We start from the raw sequence: 16945 nt of genomic DNA, 5'->3' as shown, positions 1-16945 counted from the left end.
GTTCAGGTGGGGTCACGTCGGGTCGAGGCCGTGGCTGCGCAGCCAGGCGAGCGGGTCGACGGCGGCGCCCCCGCCCGGCCGTACCTCGAAGTGCAGGTGCGGGCCGGTGGAGTTGCCGGAGTTCCCCGAGTACGCGATCACGTCACCGGCCTTGACCGTGCCGGAGCGGATCTTCGTGGTGCTGAGGTGGCAGTACCAGGTCTCCGTGCCGTCCGGTGAGGTCACGATGGCCATGTTGCCGTAGGCGCTGTTGTACTGCGTCCGTACCGTGCCGTCGGTCGCTGCCATCACGGGCGTGCCGTACGAGACGGGGAAGTCGATCCCGGTGTGCATGGACATCCAGTTGACGCCGGCCTGGCCGTAGTACGCGCTGAGTCCGTGCTGCGAGACGGGGAGGACGAACTTGGGGCGGGCCGCCTCCTTGCGTGCCGCCTCCTCCGCAGCGCGCTTCCGCTCCGCTTCCTTGCGGGCCTGGAGGTCGATGCGCTCCTGGGTACGGCTGGCGCGGTCGCCGAAGTCGCGGGCGTCGGCGTCGAGGGCGGCGAGCTGGGTGTCCAGCTTGTTGTTGGCCGCCGCGGCGACCGGCTTGGCGGACGCGGTGTCCTCGGCCGAGGCGGTCGTGGTGGCGTCGTCCTTGGGCTCCTCGCCGGTCAGCCCGCCCACAGAGGCGGCGGCGATCCCGGCGACCCCCATCACACAGGCGGAGGGCACGGCGACGGTGAGGAGCGCGGAGCGCTTGGCGGTGGTACGGCGGCGGCCCCGGCTGCCACCGCCGCCGGAGCGGCGGACGGGGCGGGGGGTGATCCCGACGGCGGGGGTGGCCATCGTCTCGGCCAGGTGGTGGGCGTCGGAGGTATCGGAGACGTCGTCCGGGGAGCCGGGCTCGGCGGGGTCCTCGAACTCCGCGGCGAAGGGGGCGAAGTCGTCGGCTCCGGCGTGGTGTTCCCCCTCGTCGCCGGGGCCGGTCCCGGGCGCGGGGCGGTCGGGACCCTCGGTGGCCACGCTCTCGTAGCCGTGCTCCGTGTCGTACCCGGCGTCGTCGTAGCCGGCGTCCGGGTCATAGCCGGGTTCCGCGTCGTAGCCGGTTTCCGTGTCGTGGACCCGTTCAGGCTCCGGCCCGGGGGCTTCGTAGGCGTACGGGGTCTCCTCGTGCCCCGAACCGGCCGAACCGGGCGTACCGGCAGCACCGTTCGCCCCGTTCACGCCGTTCGTCCCGTTCCAGGCGGTCGCGTCGTACGCGCCGCTGTCGCCCGGCGAACCCGCCCATGGAGCGTTCGCGTCGTACCCGAACGCGGCGCCGTCGAACGGGGCCGCGTCGAAGTGTGCCGTCTCGAACTGCCCGGTCGCGAACTGCGCCGCGTCGAACTGCGCGGTTTCGAGTTGGCCGAGCTGAGCGGCCTGAGCGGAATGGGCTGCTTGCCCGGCGTCGAAGGGGCCCGTCGCCCCGGGCGTGTCGTATCCGTACGCCGCGCCCTCGAACGCCGTGGTGTCGAACTGCCCTGTCGTACCGGGAGCGTTCGGGTCGACGGCCTGCTGCCAGGCCCCGGAACCCCACTCACCGGTGGCGCCCTGCGGGTAACCGCCGTTGGCCGGGGCGCTCGGGTCGACCGTGGGCCACTGGCCGCTGGTGTCGTATGTCTGCGTGCCGTACGTGTCGTATCCGGTGACCTGGGGGTAGGCGCCGCTCTCCCACTGCCCGTTCTGCCCGCCCTGCCCGTCCGCCCACTGCCCGCTGTCCCACTGGCCGGAGTGCCCGGCCTGATGGTGCGTCATCTGCCCGGCCTGGTCGACCTGGACGGCCGAGCCGTCCGGCAGCGAGCCGAACAGTGGATCTGCGTCGAAGTTGCCGGTCTGGTAACCGTTGTACGCGGTGTACCCGGCGTGGGCGTGCTGGTCGTTCACCAACGTCTCTCTCGCCTCGGCAACAGGACCAGGGTCTGGGAATAATTCCGGCCCCGCGTCGAAGGGCGTCCCAGAGGAAAGCAGTGGCCGCGACTGTACCCGCCGGTCTACGACGGGGACAATCTTCCGCGAGTTTCGTGCTTTGCGGAAACGGGCATTCGGCCGTGTTTCGGCGAACTGCGGGCACAGGCTTGGCCATATGTTCGAAACGCGTTCGAATGCGGGAAGCGTCAAGACAGGGGCGCATGGGACGCCCCTTGTTCCAGGCCGCGTCCCGGGGCGCGTCTCAGGCCGTGTCCGGGGCCGCGTCAGAGGTCGCGTCTGAGGTGGTGTTTCAGGCCGTGTCCCGGGCGACCGGGGCGGAGTCCGCCGCCGGGCCGGGGCCGGAGAGCGCGTACCGGATGCCTGCCGCGACCCCGGGGTGGACCGGCAGGGCGAGATGGCCGACCCCGCTCACCAGTACGTTCTCCACGTTCAGATCGGGATGGTCGATCCTGGCGGTGGTGGCGGGCGTCATCAGCGGGTCGGTGTCGCTCCAGAAGCTCACGAAGCGGGTACGGCACCCGGGCGCCGGGCGCCGCAACTCCTCGATGACCGGCGACCCGGGGCGCATCTGCCGGACGACGGGGTGCGCGTCGGCGAGGGCGACCGCCGTGGTGCCCTCATGCGGTGTGCCCAGGGTGACCAGCGTACGGATCCGGGCGTCACCGCCCAGCCGCTGTACGTAGTATCGGGCGATCAGGCCGCCCAGGCTGTGCCCGACGACATCGACCCGCCGGTGGCCGGTGCGGGCGGTGAGCTCCTCGACCTGGCGGCCCAGCAGCTCGGCCGCCGCCGGGATGTCGCAGGTCAGCGGCGAGTAGTTGAGCGAGACGAGATGGCGCCAGCCGTGCCGGGCCAGAGAGCGGCGCAGCAGCACGAAGACCGACCGGTTGTCCACGAAACCGTGCAGCAGGACGACCGGCGGATGGCCCCGGCCCTCGCCCGGCAGCGGGACCGCCCCGGGTGGCAGCGCGGACGGCTCGGGCGGCAGGGGGGCCGAGCGGCGCTCCTGGATGATTCCGGCCGGGTAGAGGAAGAGGTGGGCGGTGAAGATCGCCAGGTCGAACGCGCCGGCCCGCAGCGGGCCCGCCAGGCCGGGACCCGCCGCGCGTACCCGCTCCACCTGGCGGCGTACGGGCGCGAGCGCGGGCGAGGCGAGGGCGGAGGTGGCGGCGGCGGAGAGGGCGGACGAGACGGCGGACGATACGGCGGCGGAGAGCGGTGCCAGCGGGGTGAGCGGGGCGAACGGCGTGACCTTCATGGCCGACCTCCGTACGGCATACGGGAGGCGGCTCTGTCCCCCGTATGCCCTCATGGGGTGCCGCGGTGTCCTGACGGGAGGGCCGGGCGGGTCGTGACGGCTCCTCCGTACGCGGCTCCCCTTGCGCCCCTTCCGCCAGGACCGGTGGGGCCGGGTCATGACGGAACGGCGCAAAGCGAACATGTCCCGTGTGTGATTTCCCCCTCGGGGGCCTCCGCGAAACGGCTGGTTGCGGGATGCTGTGGATAACGTTCGTTCACTCCTCCGGGCCTTGGCGGCGCGGAGAGCCCGTCCCAGAGTCGGAGCGGTCGGTATGTGGAGGCAGCGATGGGTGTGACAGGTCCGATCCGTGTGGTGGTCGCCAAGCCGGGGCTCGACGGGCACGACCGAGGGGCCAAGGTGATCGCGCGGGCCCTGCGGGACGCGGGGATGGAGGTCATCTACACGGGGCTGCACCAGACGCCCGAGCAGATCGTGGACACCGCGATCCAGGAGGACGCCGACGCGATCGGCCTCTCCATCCTCTCCGGCGCCCACAACACGCTCTTCGCGAAGGTGATCGAGCTGCTGGAGGAGCGGGACGCGGCGGACATCAAGGTCTTCGGCGGCGGCATCATCCCGGACGAGGACATCGCCCCGCTGAAGGCGAAGGGCGTCGCGGAGATCTTCACGCCCGGGGCGACCACCACGGAGATCGTCACCTGGGTCAACGACAACATCCGCGAGCCCGCGGGCGCGTGACACCGGGCAGGTGACACCGGGAGTGCGGCTGCTGGCGCGTGACATCGGGTGTGTGGCTGCGGGTGCGTGCCACCGTACGTACTCGCCACGTACTCGCCGGGCGCCGCGCGTACGTACGCGGCGCGCAGCGGCCCGGCCCGGCGCCCTTCCCGCCTGCTCAGGCGGCTCCCCGCGACCCCCGTGGCTCCGGTGACTCATGCGGCTCCGGTGGCTCCGGTACGGGGGCCAGCTCGGCCAGCATCTGGCCGCGCAGCCGCAGCGTGGAGACCAGGCGCTGGAACGCCTCCGACCAGTAGCCGCCCGCGCCCGGTGAGGCGTCCTCCGGGTCGTCCGGGGTCGCCGTGAGGAGTTCGAGTCTGCTCACCTCCGCCGGGTCCAGACAGCGCTCCGCCAGCCCCATGACACCGCTGAAGCTCCAGGGATAACTGCCCGCGTCCCTGGCGATGTCCAGCGCGTCCACCACCGCCCGGCCGAGCGGCTCCGACCAGGGCACGGCGCACCCGCCGAGGAGCTGGAACGCCTCCGGCAGGCCGTTCGCTGCGATGAAAGCGGCCACCCACGCCGACCGTTCGACCGCCGGCAGGGTGGCGAGCAGCTTCGCGCGCTCGGCGAGCGAGACGGTGCCGGGGCCCCGGTCGGGCGCGGCGGCGGGCGGGCCCAGCAGCGCCGCAGCCCACCGCGCGTCCCGCTGCCGTACGGCCGCCCGGCACCACGCGGCGTGCAGTTCGTCCGCCCAGTCGTCCAGGACGGGCAGGGCGACGATCTCCTCGGGGCTCCGGCCGCCGAACCTGGCCGGCCAGCCGGAGAGCGGGGCCGCCTCCACCAACTGCCCGAGCCACCAGGAGCGTTCGCCCCGGCCGTTGGGCGGGTCCGGGAGCACCCCGTCGTGCCGCATGTCCGCGTCGCACTCGTGCGGTGCCTCCACGGCGATGACCTGGCCCCCGCCGGTACGGTCCATGCCCACACAGGTGGCGGCGCGGGCCGCCATCCGGGCCGCGAACGCGGATTCCGGCAGTGCGGAGAGGAGTTCGGCGGCGGTGGCGCGCACATTGCGGCTGCGGTCCGACAGCGCCTGCTCCAGGAAGGGCTCGTCGGACGGGGTGAGCCCCTCGCGCAGCGAGTCGAGGAACATCAGCCGGTCCTCGGCCCGTTCGGTCGGCCACGTCGAGGCGAGCAGGGCGCGCGCCGCTTCGGGGTCCTGGGCGCGTACGGCCGAGAGCAGCGCCGTACGCTCCGCGAACAGCCCCTCCTCCCAGAGCCGGCGCCGCGCCTCCGGGTCCGCGGCGCGTCCGGCCGGCGGTACGGTGCCACCGGGCCCGCCGCGCAGCGCGAACCTCCACTCCGGGTTGAGCCGGGCGAGCCAGAGTCCGCGCGGCCCGGCGAACGCCAGGGCCCGGGGCCGCAGATCGGTCCGCGCGCGGGCCGCGTCCAGCAGCGCGGGCAGCAGCGGGGCGGGGGCGGCGTACCCCTGGGCGTTGGCGGCTGCGAGCCACTGCGGCAGCAGCTCCGTGAGATCCGGCGCCGTACCCCGCCGGGCCCCGCCGCCGGGAGACCCCCGGTCCGCCAGCAACTGCCCGAGCCGCCGCTCCGCCGCCTCGGGCAGCCGGGCCCGCCCGTCGGGTGCCGCCCGGGGCAGCCGCCCGGCGGCGGACGCGGGCCGAAGCCCCGCCCTGCGCCGTACGGTATGCAGCGCCGCCGCGTCCAGCAGCGCCACCGGCGTGTCCTTACCGGGCGCCAGCACCTCCACCGGCGGCACCCGCCGGTCGGTCCCCAGCAGCGCCGAGGTGACCAGCTCCTCCCAGGAGGACTCCCAGGACGCGGCACTCCCGGCCGGGCGTGTGCCGCCGGTCGGAACGGCCCGGCCCGCCGTCTCCGGCGTGCCGCCCGACGGGCCCGGCCCGGCCGCCGCCTTCGGCACGGTCGGCCCGTTCTCCCGGGCCGCCGCGTTCCGCACGGTCGGCCCGTTCTCCGGAGCCGCTGCGTTCCGCACGGTCCGCGCGGCCTCCGCGAGCCGGGTGCTCCAGTCGCTCCGGGGGCTCTCCATGTGCTGTGCCGACGTCATCAGGGGTGCTCCGTCCGTGAGTTGCGGGTCGGGTCAGGGGGTGCACAGGGCCGTGGCCCGTGGCGGTGTGGTCAGGTGAGCGGGACCGTGCCCGGTCTGCGGGGCGACCAGGCCGTGAGGGGGCGGAAGCCCCGGTGGCCGCATTCGCCGAAGACGGTGAGCGGCTCGCCGCCGGAGAGGGCGGCCAGTTTCCAGAGGCCCGGGCGGCCCAGGGCGGGCGGGGTGACGGGGAGGGCCGAGTCGCCGTCCGCGTCGGCCAGTTGCCAGCCTCCGGCCGCGTCGGGCACCGGGACGACCTCGCTCAGCGTCACCGGGCAGGACTCCAGCCAGGGATCGGAGGTCAGCGCCGCCCCGTACGCCTCGATCGCCGCCATCACCGGACCGCCGGGCGGCGGCCCCTCGAAGGGGACCGGCGGGCCGAACCCCTGGCCCCAGTCGGCCCGCGACTGGCCGGCGCCCCGGTGCGGGACGATCTCCGCCTCGATCACCATCCCCACCGGCAGCGCCAGTTCCGGCGCCCGCCCGCCGGCCCCGAAGGAGAGCAGCAGCGCCGACCGCCCCGACTCCCTTCCGTACAGCCGGATCCGGCGCGTGACGAGCTTGCCGTCCGACGTGTCGTACTGCGCGAGGACCAGCCAGTGGTCCCGCACCGGCGCGTCACCGGCGGGCGAGGGGAGGCCGACCCGGGTACGGACCGTGGTGGCCAGCGGCTCGGGCAGCCGGTCGAGCCCCAGCCAGGCCGTGTCCAGCAGATGCAGCAGCGCGGACTCCTCCAGCAGCCGCACCGGCCACCCGGGCCCCGAGCCCGGTATGGCCCCCAGCTCCCGCACCCGGCCCGCCAGCCCCGGCGCCTGCGCGTCGACCATCCGCGCCGCCGTCTCCTCCCACACCCCCTGCCCCGACTGCTCCGCCGCCGCGAGCCCGCCCCGCAGCAGATCCGTCAGCCGCCGCTCCAGCTCGGTCGCCCCCGCCGTGATCCGCGCGGCCCTGCGCTCCGTCCTGCGCCGGGCCGCCGCCGGATCGGCCGTCTTCGCCGGCCCCTTCGCACCTCCGTTCTCCGCCCGCCGCGCCTCCCGGCCGGCCCGCCACGAGGCCACCCAGTCGGGCGCCTCCGCGCCCGGGGCCACGGCCGCCTCGTCCGCCGCCCAGAGCAGCAGCAGCCCGAGCGCGTGTTTGCACGGGAACTTCCGGCTCGGGCAGGAGCAGTGGTACGCGGGGCCCGCCGTGTCCACCACCGTCCGGTACGGAGTGGACCCGCTGCCCTTGCACAGCCCCCACACCGCGCCCGCCGCGTCGCACCCCGCGTCCGACCACGGCCCCGCCGCGCCCAGCTTGGTCCCCGCCTTGCGTGACGTGTCGTCAGGAGCCAGAGCCAGCACCTGATCCGACGTCCAGCGCACCCCCGTCTGATTCATGTCCTCGAAGGTAGACGCCGCCACTGACAATCGCCCTGACCTGCGGAGACGGTCGATTGTCAGTGGTGTGGTGCACGGTGGGAACACAGCAGGTCGACCGATCTGAGGGGGATTCATGACCATGCCCGAAAACACCGCGACCGGGCCCGGGAACGCCGGGGACGGGGCCGGGAACGCCGGGGGCGAGGCGCTGCGACCGCACGCGGAGGACGCGTTCGCGCGGGAACTCGCTGCGCTCGCCGCCGCCGACGACCGGCCCCGCCCCGCCCGCTGGCGCCTCTCGCCCTGGGCCGTGTCCACCTATCTGCTCGGCGGCACGCTTCCCGACGGGACGGTCGTCACGCCGAAGTACGTGGGCCCGCGCAGGATCGTCGAGGTCGCCGTCACCACGCTCGCCACCGACCGCGCCCTGCTCCTGCTCGGCGTGCCCGGCACCGCCAAGACCTGGGTCTCCGAACATCTCGCGGCGGCCGTCAGCGGCGACTCCACCCTGCTCGTGCAGGGCACGGCCGGCACCCCGGAAGAGGCCATCCGCTACGGCTGGAACTACGCCCAGCTCCTCGCCAACGGCCCCAGCCGCGCCGCGCTCGTGCCCAGCCCCGTGATGCGGGCCATGGCCGAGGGTATGACCGCCCGGGTCGAGGAGCTGACCCGTATCCCCGCCGATGTCCAGGACTCGCTGATCACGATCCTGTCCGAGAAGACCCTGCCCATCCCCGAACTGGGCGAAGAGGTGCAGGCCGTAAGGGGCTTCAACCTGATCGCCACCGCCAACGACCGGGACCGGGGGGTCAACGACCTCTCCAGCGCGCTGCGCCGCCGGTTCAACACCGTCGTCCTGCCGCTCCCGGCCACCCCGGAGGCCGAGGTCGACATCGTCACGCGGCGCGTCGCCGAGCTGGGCCGCTCCCTCCACCTGCCGGACACCGCCGACGGCCTGCACGAGATCCGGCGGGTCGTCACCGTCTTCCGCGAACTCCGCGACGGGGTCACGGCCGACGGCCGTACGAAACTCAAGTCGCCGTCGGGGACGCTCTCCACGGCCGAGGCGATCTCCGTCGTCACCAACGGCATCGCGCTCGCCGCGCACTTCGGCGACGGGGTGCTGCGGCCGGGCGACGTGGCGGCCGGGATCCTCGGGGCGGTGGTCCGCGACCCGGCGGCGGACCAGGTGGTCTGGCGGGAGTACGTCGAGACGGTCGTCCGCGAGCGTGACGGCTGGAAGGACTTCTACCGCGCCTGCCGTGAGGTGACGGCATGACCACCGGCCCGGGCACCACGGCGAACACGTCCCCGGCTGGAGCCCCGGGCGGGGCACGGGCCGCGGGGCCGCTGCTGCTCGGCGTACGGCACCACGGGCCGGGGTCCGCGCGTGCCGTACGGAGCGCGCTGGACGCGGCGCGGCCGGGCGTCGTCCTGGTCGAGGGGCCGCCCGAGGGCGACGCGCTGCTGCCGCTCGCCGCGGATCCGGCGCTGCGCCCGCCCGTCGCGCTCCTCGCGCACGCCGTGGACGACCCGTCGCGCGCCGCGTTCTGGCCGCTGGCGGAGTTCTCCCCCGAGTGGGTGGCGATCCGCTGGGCGCTCGCGCACGACGTACCGGTCCGCTTCATCGACCTGCCGGCCGCGCACTCGCTGGCGCTCGCCGAGGCGACGGAGGACGGGGCAGCGGAAGTCCCGGCCCCGGAGCCGGACTCCGCCCCGGAGCCGGACTCCGCCCCGGAGCCGGGCCCGGAGGCGGCCCCGGACGCGGGCCTGGAGTCGGGCCCGGACGCGGCCCCGCAGGCGGGCCCGGAGGGAGGCTCCGACGCGGGTCCGGGCGCGGGTGTGGAGGACGGCGGGGCCGCTGACGGGGTGCGGGTCGATCCGCTCGCCGTCCTCGCGGAGGCGGCCGGGTACGACGACCCCGAGCGCTGGTGGGAGGACGTGGTCGAGCACCAGGGGGCGGGGCGTACGGCCGCGTCCGACGACCCGGCGGCGGCGTTCGCGCCGTTCGAGGCGGTCGCCGAGGCGATGGGCGCGCTCCGGGCGGAGTACGGCGCGGGCGGGCGGCGTGACCTCGTCCGCGAGGCCCATATGCGGGGCAGGCTCCGTGCCGCGCGCAAGGAGTTCGGGGACGGGGCGGTCGCCGTCGTCTGCGGCGCCTGGCATGTCCCCGCGCTGCGCGAGAAGACCACCGTCGCCGCCGACCGCGCGCTCCTCAAGGGGCTGCCCAAGGTCAAGACGGACATCACCTGGGTGCCCTGGACCCACCGCAGGCTCGCCCGGCGGAGCGGGTACGGCGCGGGTATCGACTCGCCGGGGTGGTACGGGCACCTCTTCGCCGCCCCCGACCGGCCCGTCGAGCGGTGGCTCACCAAGGTCGCCGGGCTGCTGCGGGCCGAGGACCGCACGGTCTCCTCCGCCCATGTCATCGAGGCGGTACGGCTCGCGGAGAGCCTCGCCGTGGTGCGCGGCCGGCCGCTCGCCGGGCTCACCGAGACCCTCGACGCCGTCCAGGCCGTGATGTGCGAGGGGTCCGAGGTGCCGCTCGACCTCATCAGGGACCGGCTGATCGTCGGTGACCGGCTCGGGGAGGTCCCCGACACGGCGCCCGCCGTTCCGCTCCAGCGCGACCTCACCCGCCTCCAGCGCTCCCTGCGGCTCAAGCCGGAGGCGGCCGACCGCGAGATCGACCTCGACCTCCGTACGGAGCACGACACGGCGAAGAGCGCCCTCCTCCACCGGCTCCTGCTGCTGGACATCGGCTGGGGCCGGGTGACCGCCGGGCGGAGCGGCACCACCGGCACCTTCCGGGAGAGCTGGCGGCTGCGCTGGGAGCCCGAGCTCTCCGTACGGGTCGCGGAGGCCGGGATCTGGGGCACGACCGTGCTCGCCGCCGCCACCGCCAGGGCCGAGGCGCGCGCCCAGGAGGCCACCGAACTCGGCGAGATCACCGCCCTCGCCGAGCACTGCCTGCTGGCCGCGGTGCCCGACGCCCTGCCCGGGGTGATGCGCGCCCTCGCGGACCGCGCCGCGCTCGACGCGGACATCGGGCGGCTCGCCCAGGCACTGCCCGCGCTCGCCCGCTCGCTGCGGTACGGCGACGTACGGGCCACCGACACCGGCGCCCTCCGCGAGGTCGCGGCGGGCCTCGCGGAGCGCATCTGCGTCGGCCTGCCACCTGCCTGCACCGCGCTCGACCCGGACGGCGCCACCGAGATGCGCGGCCACCTCGACCGCGTCCACACGGCGATCGCCCTCCTGACCCCCGGCGACCGTGCCCCCGGGGGCTCCGGCGCCCCGGACCCCCGCGACCGCGCCCCCGCGGATCCCGGCGGCTCTGCCCTCCGGGACCCCGGGGATCCCGGAGGGCAGGGCCTTGCCGGCCGGTGGGTGGCCGTGCTGGCCGGGCTCGCCCGGCGGGACAGCGTCCCCGGGGAGATCCGGGGGCGGGCCGCCCGGCTGCTGCTGGACGACGGACGGCTCGCCGACGACGAGGCGGCCCGGCTGATGGGGCTCGCCCTCTCGCCGGGCGTCCCGCCCGCCGACGCCGCCGCCTGGATCGAGGGGTTCGTCGGCGGCGCCCCGGGGAGCGGCGGCGGGCTGCTCCTCGTCCACGACGAACGCCTCCTCGGCCTGGTCGACGCCTGGCTCACCGGGGTGGCCCCCGACGCCTTCACGGACGTGCTGCCGCTGCTGCGCCGCACCTTCTCGGCGTACGAACCGGGCGTCCGCCGCACCCTGGGCGAGCTGATCCGGCGCGGCCCCACCACCCAGGGCCCCGGCCCGGCCGGGGCGACGGCACCGGGCTTCGGCGCAGGACTCGACCCGGAGCGCGCCGACGCCGTACTCCCGGTGGTACGGCTCCTGCTGGGCGAAGGGCCCCGGGACCGGGCGGACACCAGGGTGGGGGCGGACGTATGACCACGGCGGGGACGGAGGCGACGGACGAGATCACGGAGGCCGGAGTGATGGCAGGGGCGGTAGCGGTGAGCAGCAAGGAAATAGTCACGACAGAGGCCGAAACGGGGAAAGGGGGCACGGCGATCACCGGCGCCGCCGGAGGCGTTGAGGGCACCGGCGGCACCGGCGAAGTCAGGGGTGCTGGGGACACCGGCGGCACTGGAGGCACCAGCCATGCCAGAGACGCCGACGGCACCGGCCGCACCGGCGATGTCAGGGACGCCGGTGCCACCAGTGATGTCAGGGGTGCCGGAGACCCCGGTGAGGGTGAGCGGGTGCGGCGGTGGCGGCTGGTGCTCGGTGGAGGGGAGGGCGATGGGACCGGGTGTGGGCTCGGCGGGCGGGACGCGGCGATGGACGGGGCCCTCACCGCCCTCTACGGCGGCCAAGGCCAGGGCCAGGGGGCGGGGCGGGGGAGCCGGGGCGGGGGGCGTTCGGCGGGGCTCGGGGGGTCCGCGCCGGCCGTCGCGCGCTGGCTCGGTGACATCCGTACGTACTTCCCGGCCTCCGTCGTCCAGGTCATGCAGCGCGACGCCATCGACCGGCTCGGGCTCTCCGCCCTGCTGCTCGAACCGGAGATGCTGGAGGCCGTCGAGGCGGACGTCCATCTCGTCGGCACCCTGCTCTCGCTGAACAAGGCGATGCCGGAGACCACCAAGGAGACCGCGCGCGCCGTCGTCCGCAAGGTCGTCGAGGAGATCGAGAAGCGACTCGCCACCCGCACCAGGGCCACCCTGACCGGGGCGCTCGACCGCTCCGCCCGGATCAGCAGGCCCCGCCACCGGGACATCGACTGGGACCGTACGATCCGCGCCAACCTGAAGAACTACCTCCCGGAGCACGGCACCGTCGTCCCCGAACGGCTGATCGGATACGGCAGGGCCGCGCGGGGCGTCAAGAAGGACGTCGTGCTCTGCATCGACCAGTCCGGTTCCATGGCGGCCTCGGTCGTCTACGCCTCGGTCTTCGGCGCGGTGCTCGCCTCGATGCGCTCCCTCGACACCCGGCTCGTCGTCTTCGACACGGCCGTCGTGGACCTCACCGACGAACTCGACGACCCGGTCGACGTCCTCTTCGGCACCCAGCTCGGCGGCGGCACCGACATCAACCGCGCGCTCGCCTACTGCCAGTCCCGGATCACCCGCCCCGCCGACACCGTGGTCGTCCTGATCAGCGACCTGTACGAGGGCGGGATACGCGCCGAGATGCTGAAGCGGGTCGCCGCGATGAAGGCGTCGGGCGTGCAGTTCGTGGCGCTCCTCGCGCTCTCGGACGAGGGGGCCCCGGCGTACGACCGGGACCACGCGGCGGCGCTCGCCGCGCTCGGCGCCCCGGCCTTCGCCTGTACGCCCGACCTCTTCCCCGAGGTGATGGCCGCGGCGATCGAGAAGCGCCCGCTGCTCTACCGGACAGCCATGCCGACGCCCCCGCCGGGCGGTGACTCCCCGGCCCTCCGGGAGCGCGGATCGGTGGCCTCCGAGGCCCGGAAACGGCGCCTTTCCCGGCCCGGGAAGGGATCTGTGACGGGGATCACCGCTCTGTGACAGGTATCACCGCTCATCTGTGATCTGCGATTTAGGGAGCCACGGCCCACGGGGATAACCTGCGAGGCGGACATGCCGCGTATCCGGACACCGCGTACGCCTTCCTCAGTGACAGCGCAGTCACGTTGCCCTTCGCGGCACGCCCACGCAGACAACGAACCCGCGATCACCAGGCTGCGGTTAAAAGACACAAGGGACGGACACGCGTGGACCTGTTCGAGTACCAGGCGAGGGACCTCTTCGCCAAGCACGGTGTACCGGTGCTGGCCGGTGAAGTCATCGAGACGCCCGAGGCCGCCCGCGAGGTGACCGAGCGTCTCGGCGGCAAGGCCGTCGTCAAGGCACAGGTCAAGGTCGGCGGACGCGGCAAGGCGGGTGGCGTGAAGCTGGCCTCCGACCCGGCCGACGCCGTCGAGAAGGCCGACCAGATTCTGGGCATGGACATCAAGGGCCACACGGTCCACAAGGTGATGCTGGCCCAGACCGCGGACATCGCGGAGGAGTACTACGTCTCCTTCCTCCTGGACCGCACCAACCGCACCTTCCTCGCCATGGCCTCCGTCGAGGGCGGCGTGGAGATCGAGGTCGTCGCCGAGCAGAACCCCGACGCGCTCGCCAAGATCCCGGTCGACGCCAACGAGGGGTGCACCCCCGAGAAGGCCGCCGAGATCGTCGCCGCCGCCAAGTTCCCGGCCGACATCGCCGACCAGGTCGCCGAGGTCCTCCAGAAGCTGTGGACCGTCTTCATCAAGGAGGACGCCCTCCTCGTCGAGGTCAACCCGCTGATCAAGTCCGGTGACGGCAAGATCATCGCGCTCGACGGCAAGGTCTCGCTCGACGAGAACGCGGACTTCCGCCAGCCCGAGCACGAGGCGCTGGAGGACAAGGCCGCGGCCAACCCCCTCGAAGCCGCCGCCAAGGCCAAGAACCTCAACTACGTCAAGCTCGACGGCGAGGTCGGCATCATCGGCAACGGCGCGGGCCTGGTCATGTCGACCCTCGACGTCGTCGCGTACGCCGGTGAGAACCACGGCGGCGTCAAGCCCGCCAACTTCCTCGACATCGGCGGCGGCGCCTCCGCCGAGGTCATGGCGAACGGCCTGGAGATCATCCTCGGCGACCCGGACGTCAAGTCCGTCTTCGTCAACGTCTTCGGTGGCATCACCGCCTGCGACGAGGTCGCCAACGGCATCGTCCAGGCCCTCGAACTGCTGAAGACCAAGGGCGAGAACGTCACGAAGCCGCTGGTCGTGCGGCTCGACGGCAACAACGCGGAGCTGGGTCGCAAGATCCTGTCCGACGCCAACCACCCGCTCGTGCAGCGCGTGGACACCATGGACGGCGCGGCCGACAAGGCCGCCGAGCTGGCCGCGGCCAAGTAAGGGACGAGGGAAACCACAACCATGGCTATTTTCCTGACCAAGGAAAGCAAGGTCATCGTCCAGGGCATGACCGGCGCCACCGGCATGAAGCACACCAAGCTCATGCTCGCCGACGGCACCAACATCGTCGGCGGTGTCAACCCGCGCAAGGCCGGCACGTCCGTCGACTTCGATGTCGTGTCGGAGACGCGCGAATCGAGCACTGTCGAGGTGCCCGTCTTCGGTTCCGTGGCCGAGGCGATCGAGAAGACCGGCGCCGACGTCTCCGTCCTCTTCGTGCCGCCGGCCTTCGCCAAGGCCGCCGTGATCGAGGCGATCGACGCCGAGATCGGCCTCGCCGTCGTGATCACCGAGGGCATCGCGGTGCACGACTCCGCCGCCTTCTGGGCGTACGCGAGCAGCAAGGGCAACAAGACCCGGATCATCGGCCCGAACTGCCCCGGCCTGATCACCCCCGGCCAGTCCAACGCCGGCATCATCCCGGGCGACATCACCAAGCCCGGCCGGATCGGCCTCGTGTCCAAGTCCGGCACGCTGACCTACCAGATGATGTACGAGCTGCGCGACATCGGCTTCTCCTCCGCCGTCGGCATCGGTGGCGACCCGGTCATCGGCACGACGCACATCGACGCGCTCGCCGCGTTCGAGGCCGACCCCGAGACCGACCTCATCGTGATGATCGGCGAGATCGGCGGCGACGCCGAGGAGCGCGCGGCCGACTTCATCGCGAAGAACGTCACCAAGCCGGTCGTCGGCTACGTCGCGGGCTTCACCGCGCCCGAGGGCAAGACCATGGGCCACGCCGGCGCCATCGTCTCCGGTTCCTCCGGCACGGCGCAGGCGAAGAAGGAGGCCCTGGAGGCCGCCGGGGTGAAGGTCGGCAAGACGCCGACCGAGACGGCCGGGCTCGCCCGCGCCATCCTCGCCGGCTGACCCGACGCCGCCCGTCCGCCGACGGCTGCCCCGTCGGCCCGTACGGGGCCGTCCGTACGTTCGTACCGCCTGTACGTTCGTATGTCTGTACGGCCCCGGGCCACCCGCGCGTGGGCCCGCACCTCTTCGCAGGTGCGGGCCCACGCGCGTGTGTGTGTGCGTCCGGCGGGGCGGTCCGCCGGGCGGTCCGTGACGCCGTTCAGCGCGTCATCGGTACGAGCCGGTGCGGTCCCGTCATCGGCGCGGCGCGCAGCAGGGCGCGCAGGCGCAGGTCCTGCGGGGTGAGCCGCTCGGGGCCGCCCGGTACGGGCACCCCGCCGACCTGCTCGGGCGGCGACTGCGGCGGGTCGTACTGACGCGGCGCGGTCGCCAGCGTGAAGCTCGTCGCCCCGATGATCAGCACGGTGAACGCGATCGCGGCCCGGGTCCAGATCTTCGCCCGCCGCTCGCTCCCGTTCCGTACGGACGGGGCCGAAGCGAGCTCCATGGCGGGTACGGCGCGGACGAGCGTCCCCAGCCGCTCGCCGAGCCGCCCCGCGTCGGGCAGCCCGGGGACGCGCTCGCAGACGGTGTCCCTGGCGTGCAGCAGCCGGTGGGCGGTGGCGGGGGTGCTGGCCTCCGTCTCGGCGGCGGTCTCCGGCAGGTCGAGCCCGAGCCCGTCGTAGAGGAGCAGCGTACGGCGGTACGAGGGCGGCAGCGCGAGCAGCGCCTCGCGCAGCGCCCGGCTGCCGGGGCCCTCCCGTCCGCCCTGGCTGTCGCGGCCCTCCGGGAGCGGGTCGGGGCGGCGGTGCGTACGGCGCAGCCGGTGCCAGGGCGACAGCGCGTACTCGTACGCGGCGGCCCGCACCCAGCTCTCCGGGTCCCGGTCGACCGCGACCTTGGGCCAGTTCTCCCAGGCCCGGTGGAAGGCGCGCTCGACGGACTCCCGGGAGAGCGCGCGCCGTCCGGTGAGCAGATACGCCTGGCGTACGAGGGCGGGCGCGGTGCATGAGTACAGCGCGTCGAAGGCCTGGCCGGGCGTGAGCGACAGGGTGGCGGTCCGGTCGAAGGCGGCGGGGACGACGCCGGGCTCGACGGCGAAGGCGTCGTCGGAGTCGGCGTCGGTGTCGGTGCTGGAGCCGGTGGCGGCGTCGCCCGGGGCCGCCCCGTCCGCCTCGTCAGCCCCAGCCGTCCCGTCCGCCCTGTCCGTCTCGTCCGTCCCGTCCGTTCGGCTCCTCTCCGTCGTGGCCCCCGTGCCCGGCGCCTCGTCCTCCGGGGCGGGCCGTGCGAGGCCTGCCTCCCGTGCCGCCGCCGTTTCTGACGCCGGGTCGGTCGCTGACCCCGGCTCAGCCGCCCGCCGCCGTACCGCCTCCCGTGCCGTCTCCTGCCCGGTGCTCTGGTGCCGGCGCGCCGCCGAACGTTCCTGGGCCGCGCGGATCGCGGCCCGTTCGGTGCGCCGGGCCCGTTCCTCCGCCTGGCGCAGCTCGGCCGCGACGGCCCGCAGCAGCCTCGCGTACGCCTCGCCCTTCCGCCCGCGTGGCGTCGTACGCCCGGTCTCCCAGGACCGGATGGTCGCGCGGGTGACGCCGACCGTGGTGGCCGCCTGCTTCTCGGTCATCCCCTTCGCCTCGCGCAGTCGGCGCCGCTCCTTCGGGGTGGGGAGCGGCGCGTCGGCGGCGGTGGCCGGGGCGGGCTGCGGGGCGCTCCGTGCGGTGTTCTGGGTCATGAGGGACTCCCCGCAG

General features: G+C 74.3%; 11 protein-coding genes. 6 read left to right on the top strand and 5 right to left on the bottom strand.

All coding sequences use genetic code 11. The features are described from left to right. Window positions 1–12: 12 nt before the first annotated feature. Together AB0O07_RS24145 and AB0O07_RS24140 are read right to left on the bottom strand one after the other, a co-directional pair. Window positions 13–1902: a M23 family metallopeptidase gene (locus tag AB0O07_RS24145; RefSeq protein WP_365636570.1), complete on the bottom strand. Its 1890-nt coding sequence runs from the start codon at window positions 1900–1902 to the stop codon at window positions 13–15. A 334-nt stretch (window positions 1903–2236) separates the two neighbouring features. Further along, on the bottom strand, window positions 2237–3205 hold the full coding sequence (locus AB0O07_RS24140) for an alpha/beta fold hydrolase (RefSeq protein ID WP_365636568.1): 969 nt from the start codon (window positions 3203–3205) through the stop codon (window positions 2237–2239). Window positions 3206–3532: 327 nt separating this feature from the next. On the opposite strand from AB0O07_RS24140, the gene AB0O07_RS24135 reads away from it, so the two are divergent. Further along, complete coding sequence (locus AB0O07_RS24135) at window positions 3533–3946, top strand: cobalamin B12-binding domain-containing protein (RefSeq protein WP_365636565.1); 414 nt, start codon at window positions 3533–3535, stop codon at window positions 3944–3946. A gap of 157 nt (window positions 3947–4103) precedes the next feature. On the opposite strand, the gene AB0O07_RS24130 is transcribed toward AB0O07_RS24135, so the two are convergent. Together AB0O07_RS24130 and AB0O07_RS24125 are read right to left on the bottom strand one after the other, a co-directional pair. Continuing rightward, window positions 4104–6008 (bottom strand): DUF5691 domain-containing protein, encoded by a 1905-nt coding sequence (locus AB0O07_RS24130; RefSeq protein WP_365636563.1) that lies wholly within the window; start codon window positions 6006–6008, stop codon window positions 4104–4106. A gap of 71 nt (window positions 6009–6079) precedes the next feature. After that, on the bottom strand, window positions 6080–7423 hold the full coding sequence (locus AB0O07_RS24125; RefSeq protein WP_365636561.1) for an SWIM zinc finger family protein: 1344 nt from the start codon (window positions 7421–7423) through the stop codon (window positions 6080–6082). 121 nt (window positions 7424–7544) lie between these two features. Between AB0O07_RS24125 and AB0O07_RS24120 the strand changes: the two genes are divergently transcribed. The 5 genes from AB0O07_RS24120 to sucD all read left to right on the top strand — a co-directional run bounded on the left by AB0O07_RS24120 (window position 7545) and on the right by sucD (window position 15224). Next, window positions 7545–8684: an AAA family ATPase gene (locus tag AB0O07_RS24120; protein ID WP_365636823.1), complete on the top strand. Its 1140-nt coding sequence runs from the start codon at window positions 7545–7547 to the stop codon at window positions 8682–8684. Next, window positions 8681–11326 carry a DUF5682 family protein gene (locus AB0O07_RS24115; protein ID WP_365636559.1) on the top strand — a complete coding sequence of 882 codons (2646 nt, stop codon included), beginning with the start codon at window positions 8681–8683 and terminating at the stop codon, window positions 11324–11326. The genes AB0O07_RS24120 and AB0O07_RS24115 overlap by 4 nt, the downstream gene beginning before the upstream one ends. Next, window positions 11323–12909, top strand: coding sequence for a VWA domain-containing protein (locus AB0O07_RS24110; protein WP_365636557.1), 1587 nt, complete (start codon window positions 11323–11325; stop codon window positions 12907–12909). Before AB0O07_RS24115 ends, AB0O07_RS24110 begins: the two co-directional genes overlap by 4 nt. 206 nt (window positions 12910–13115) lie before the next feature. Further along, a complete protein-coding gene (gene sucC, locus AB0O07_RS24105) occupies window positions 13116–14291 on the top strand; it encodes an ADP-forming succinate--CoA ligase subunit beta (protein WP_365636556.1) in 1176 nt (391 codons plus the stop codon). A gap of 21 nt (window positions 14292–14312) precedes the next feature. After that, window positions 14313–15224: a succinate--CoA ligase subunit alpha gene (sucD, locus tag AB0O07_RS24100; RefSeq protein ID WP_365636554.1), complete on the top strand. Its 912-nt coding sequence runs from the start codon at window positions 14313–14315 to the stop codon at window positions 15222–15224. Window positions 15225–15423: 199 nt separating this feature from the next. On the opposite strand, the gene AB0O07_RS24095 is transcribed toward sucD, so the two are convergent. Next, entirely contained in the window at window positions 15424–16929 is a 1506-nt protein-coding gene (locus AB0O07_RS24095) for a helix-turn-helix domain-containing protein (RefSeq protein WP_365636552.1), read from the bottom strand. Between the last annotated feature and the right edge of the window lie 16 nt (window positions 16930–16945).

Source organism: Streptomyces sp. NPDC093085 (assembly GCF_040683935.1).
Taxonomy (GTDB): domain Bacteria; phylum Actinomycetota; class Actinomycetes; order Streptomycetales; family Streptomycetaceae; genus Streptomyces.
Note: the sequence above shows the minus strand (reverse complement) of the source record. Positions and strands in the feature narration are given on the sequence as shown.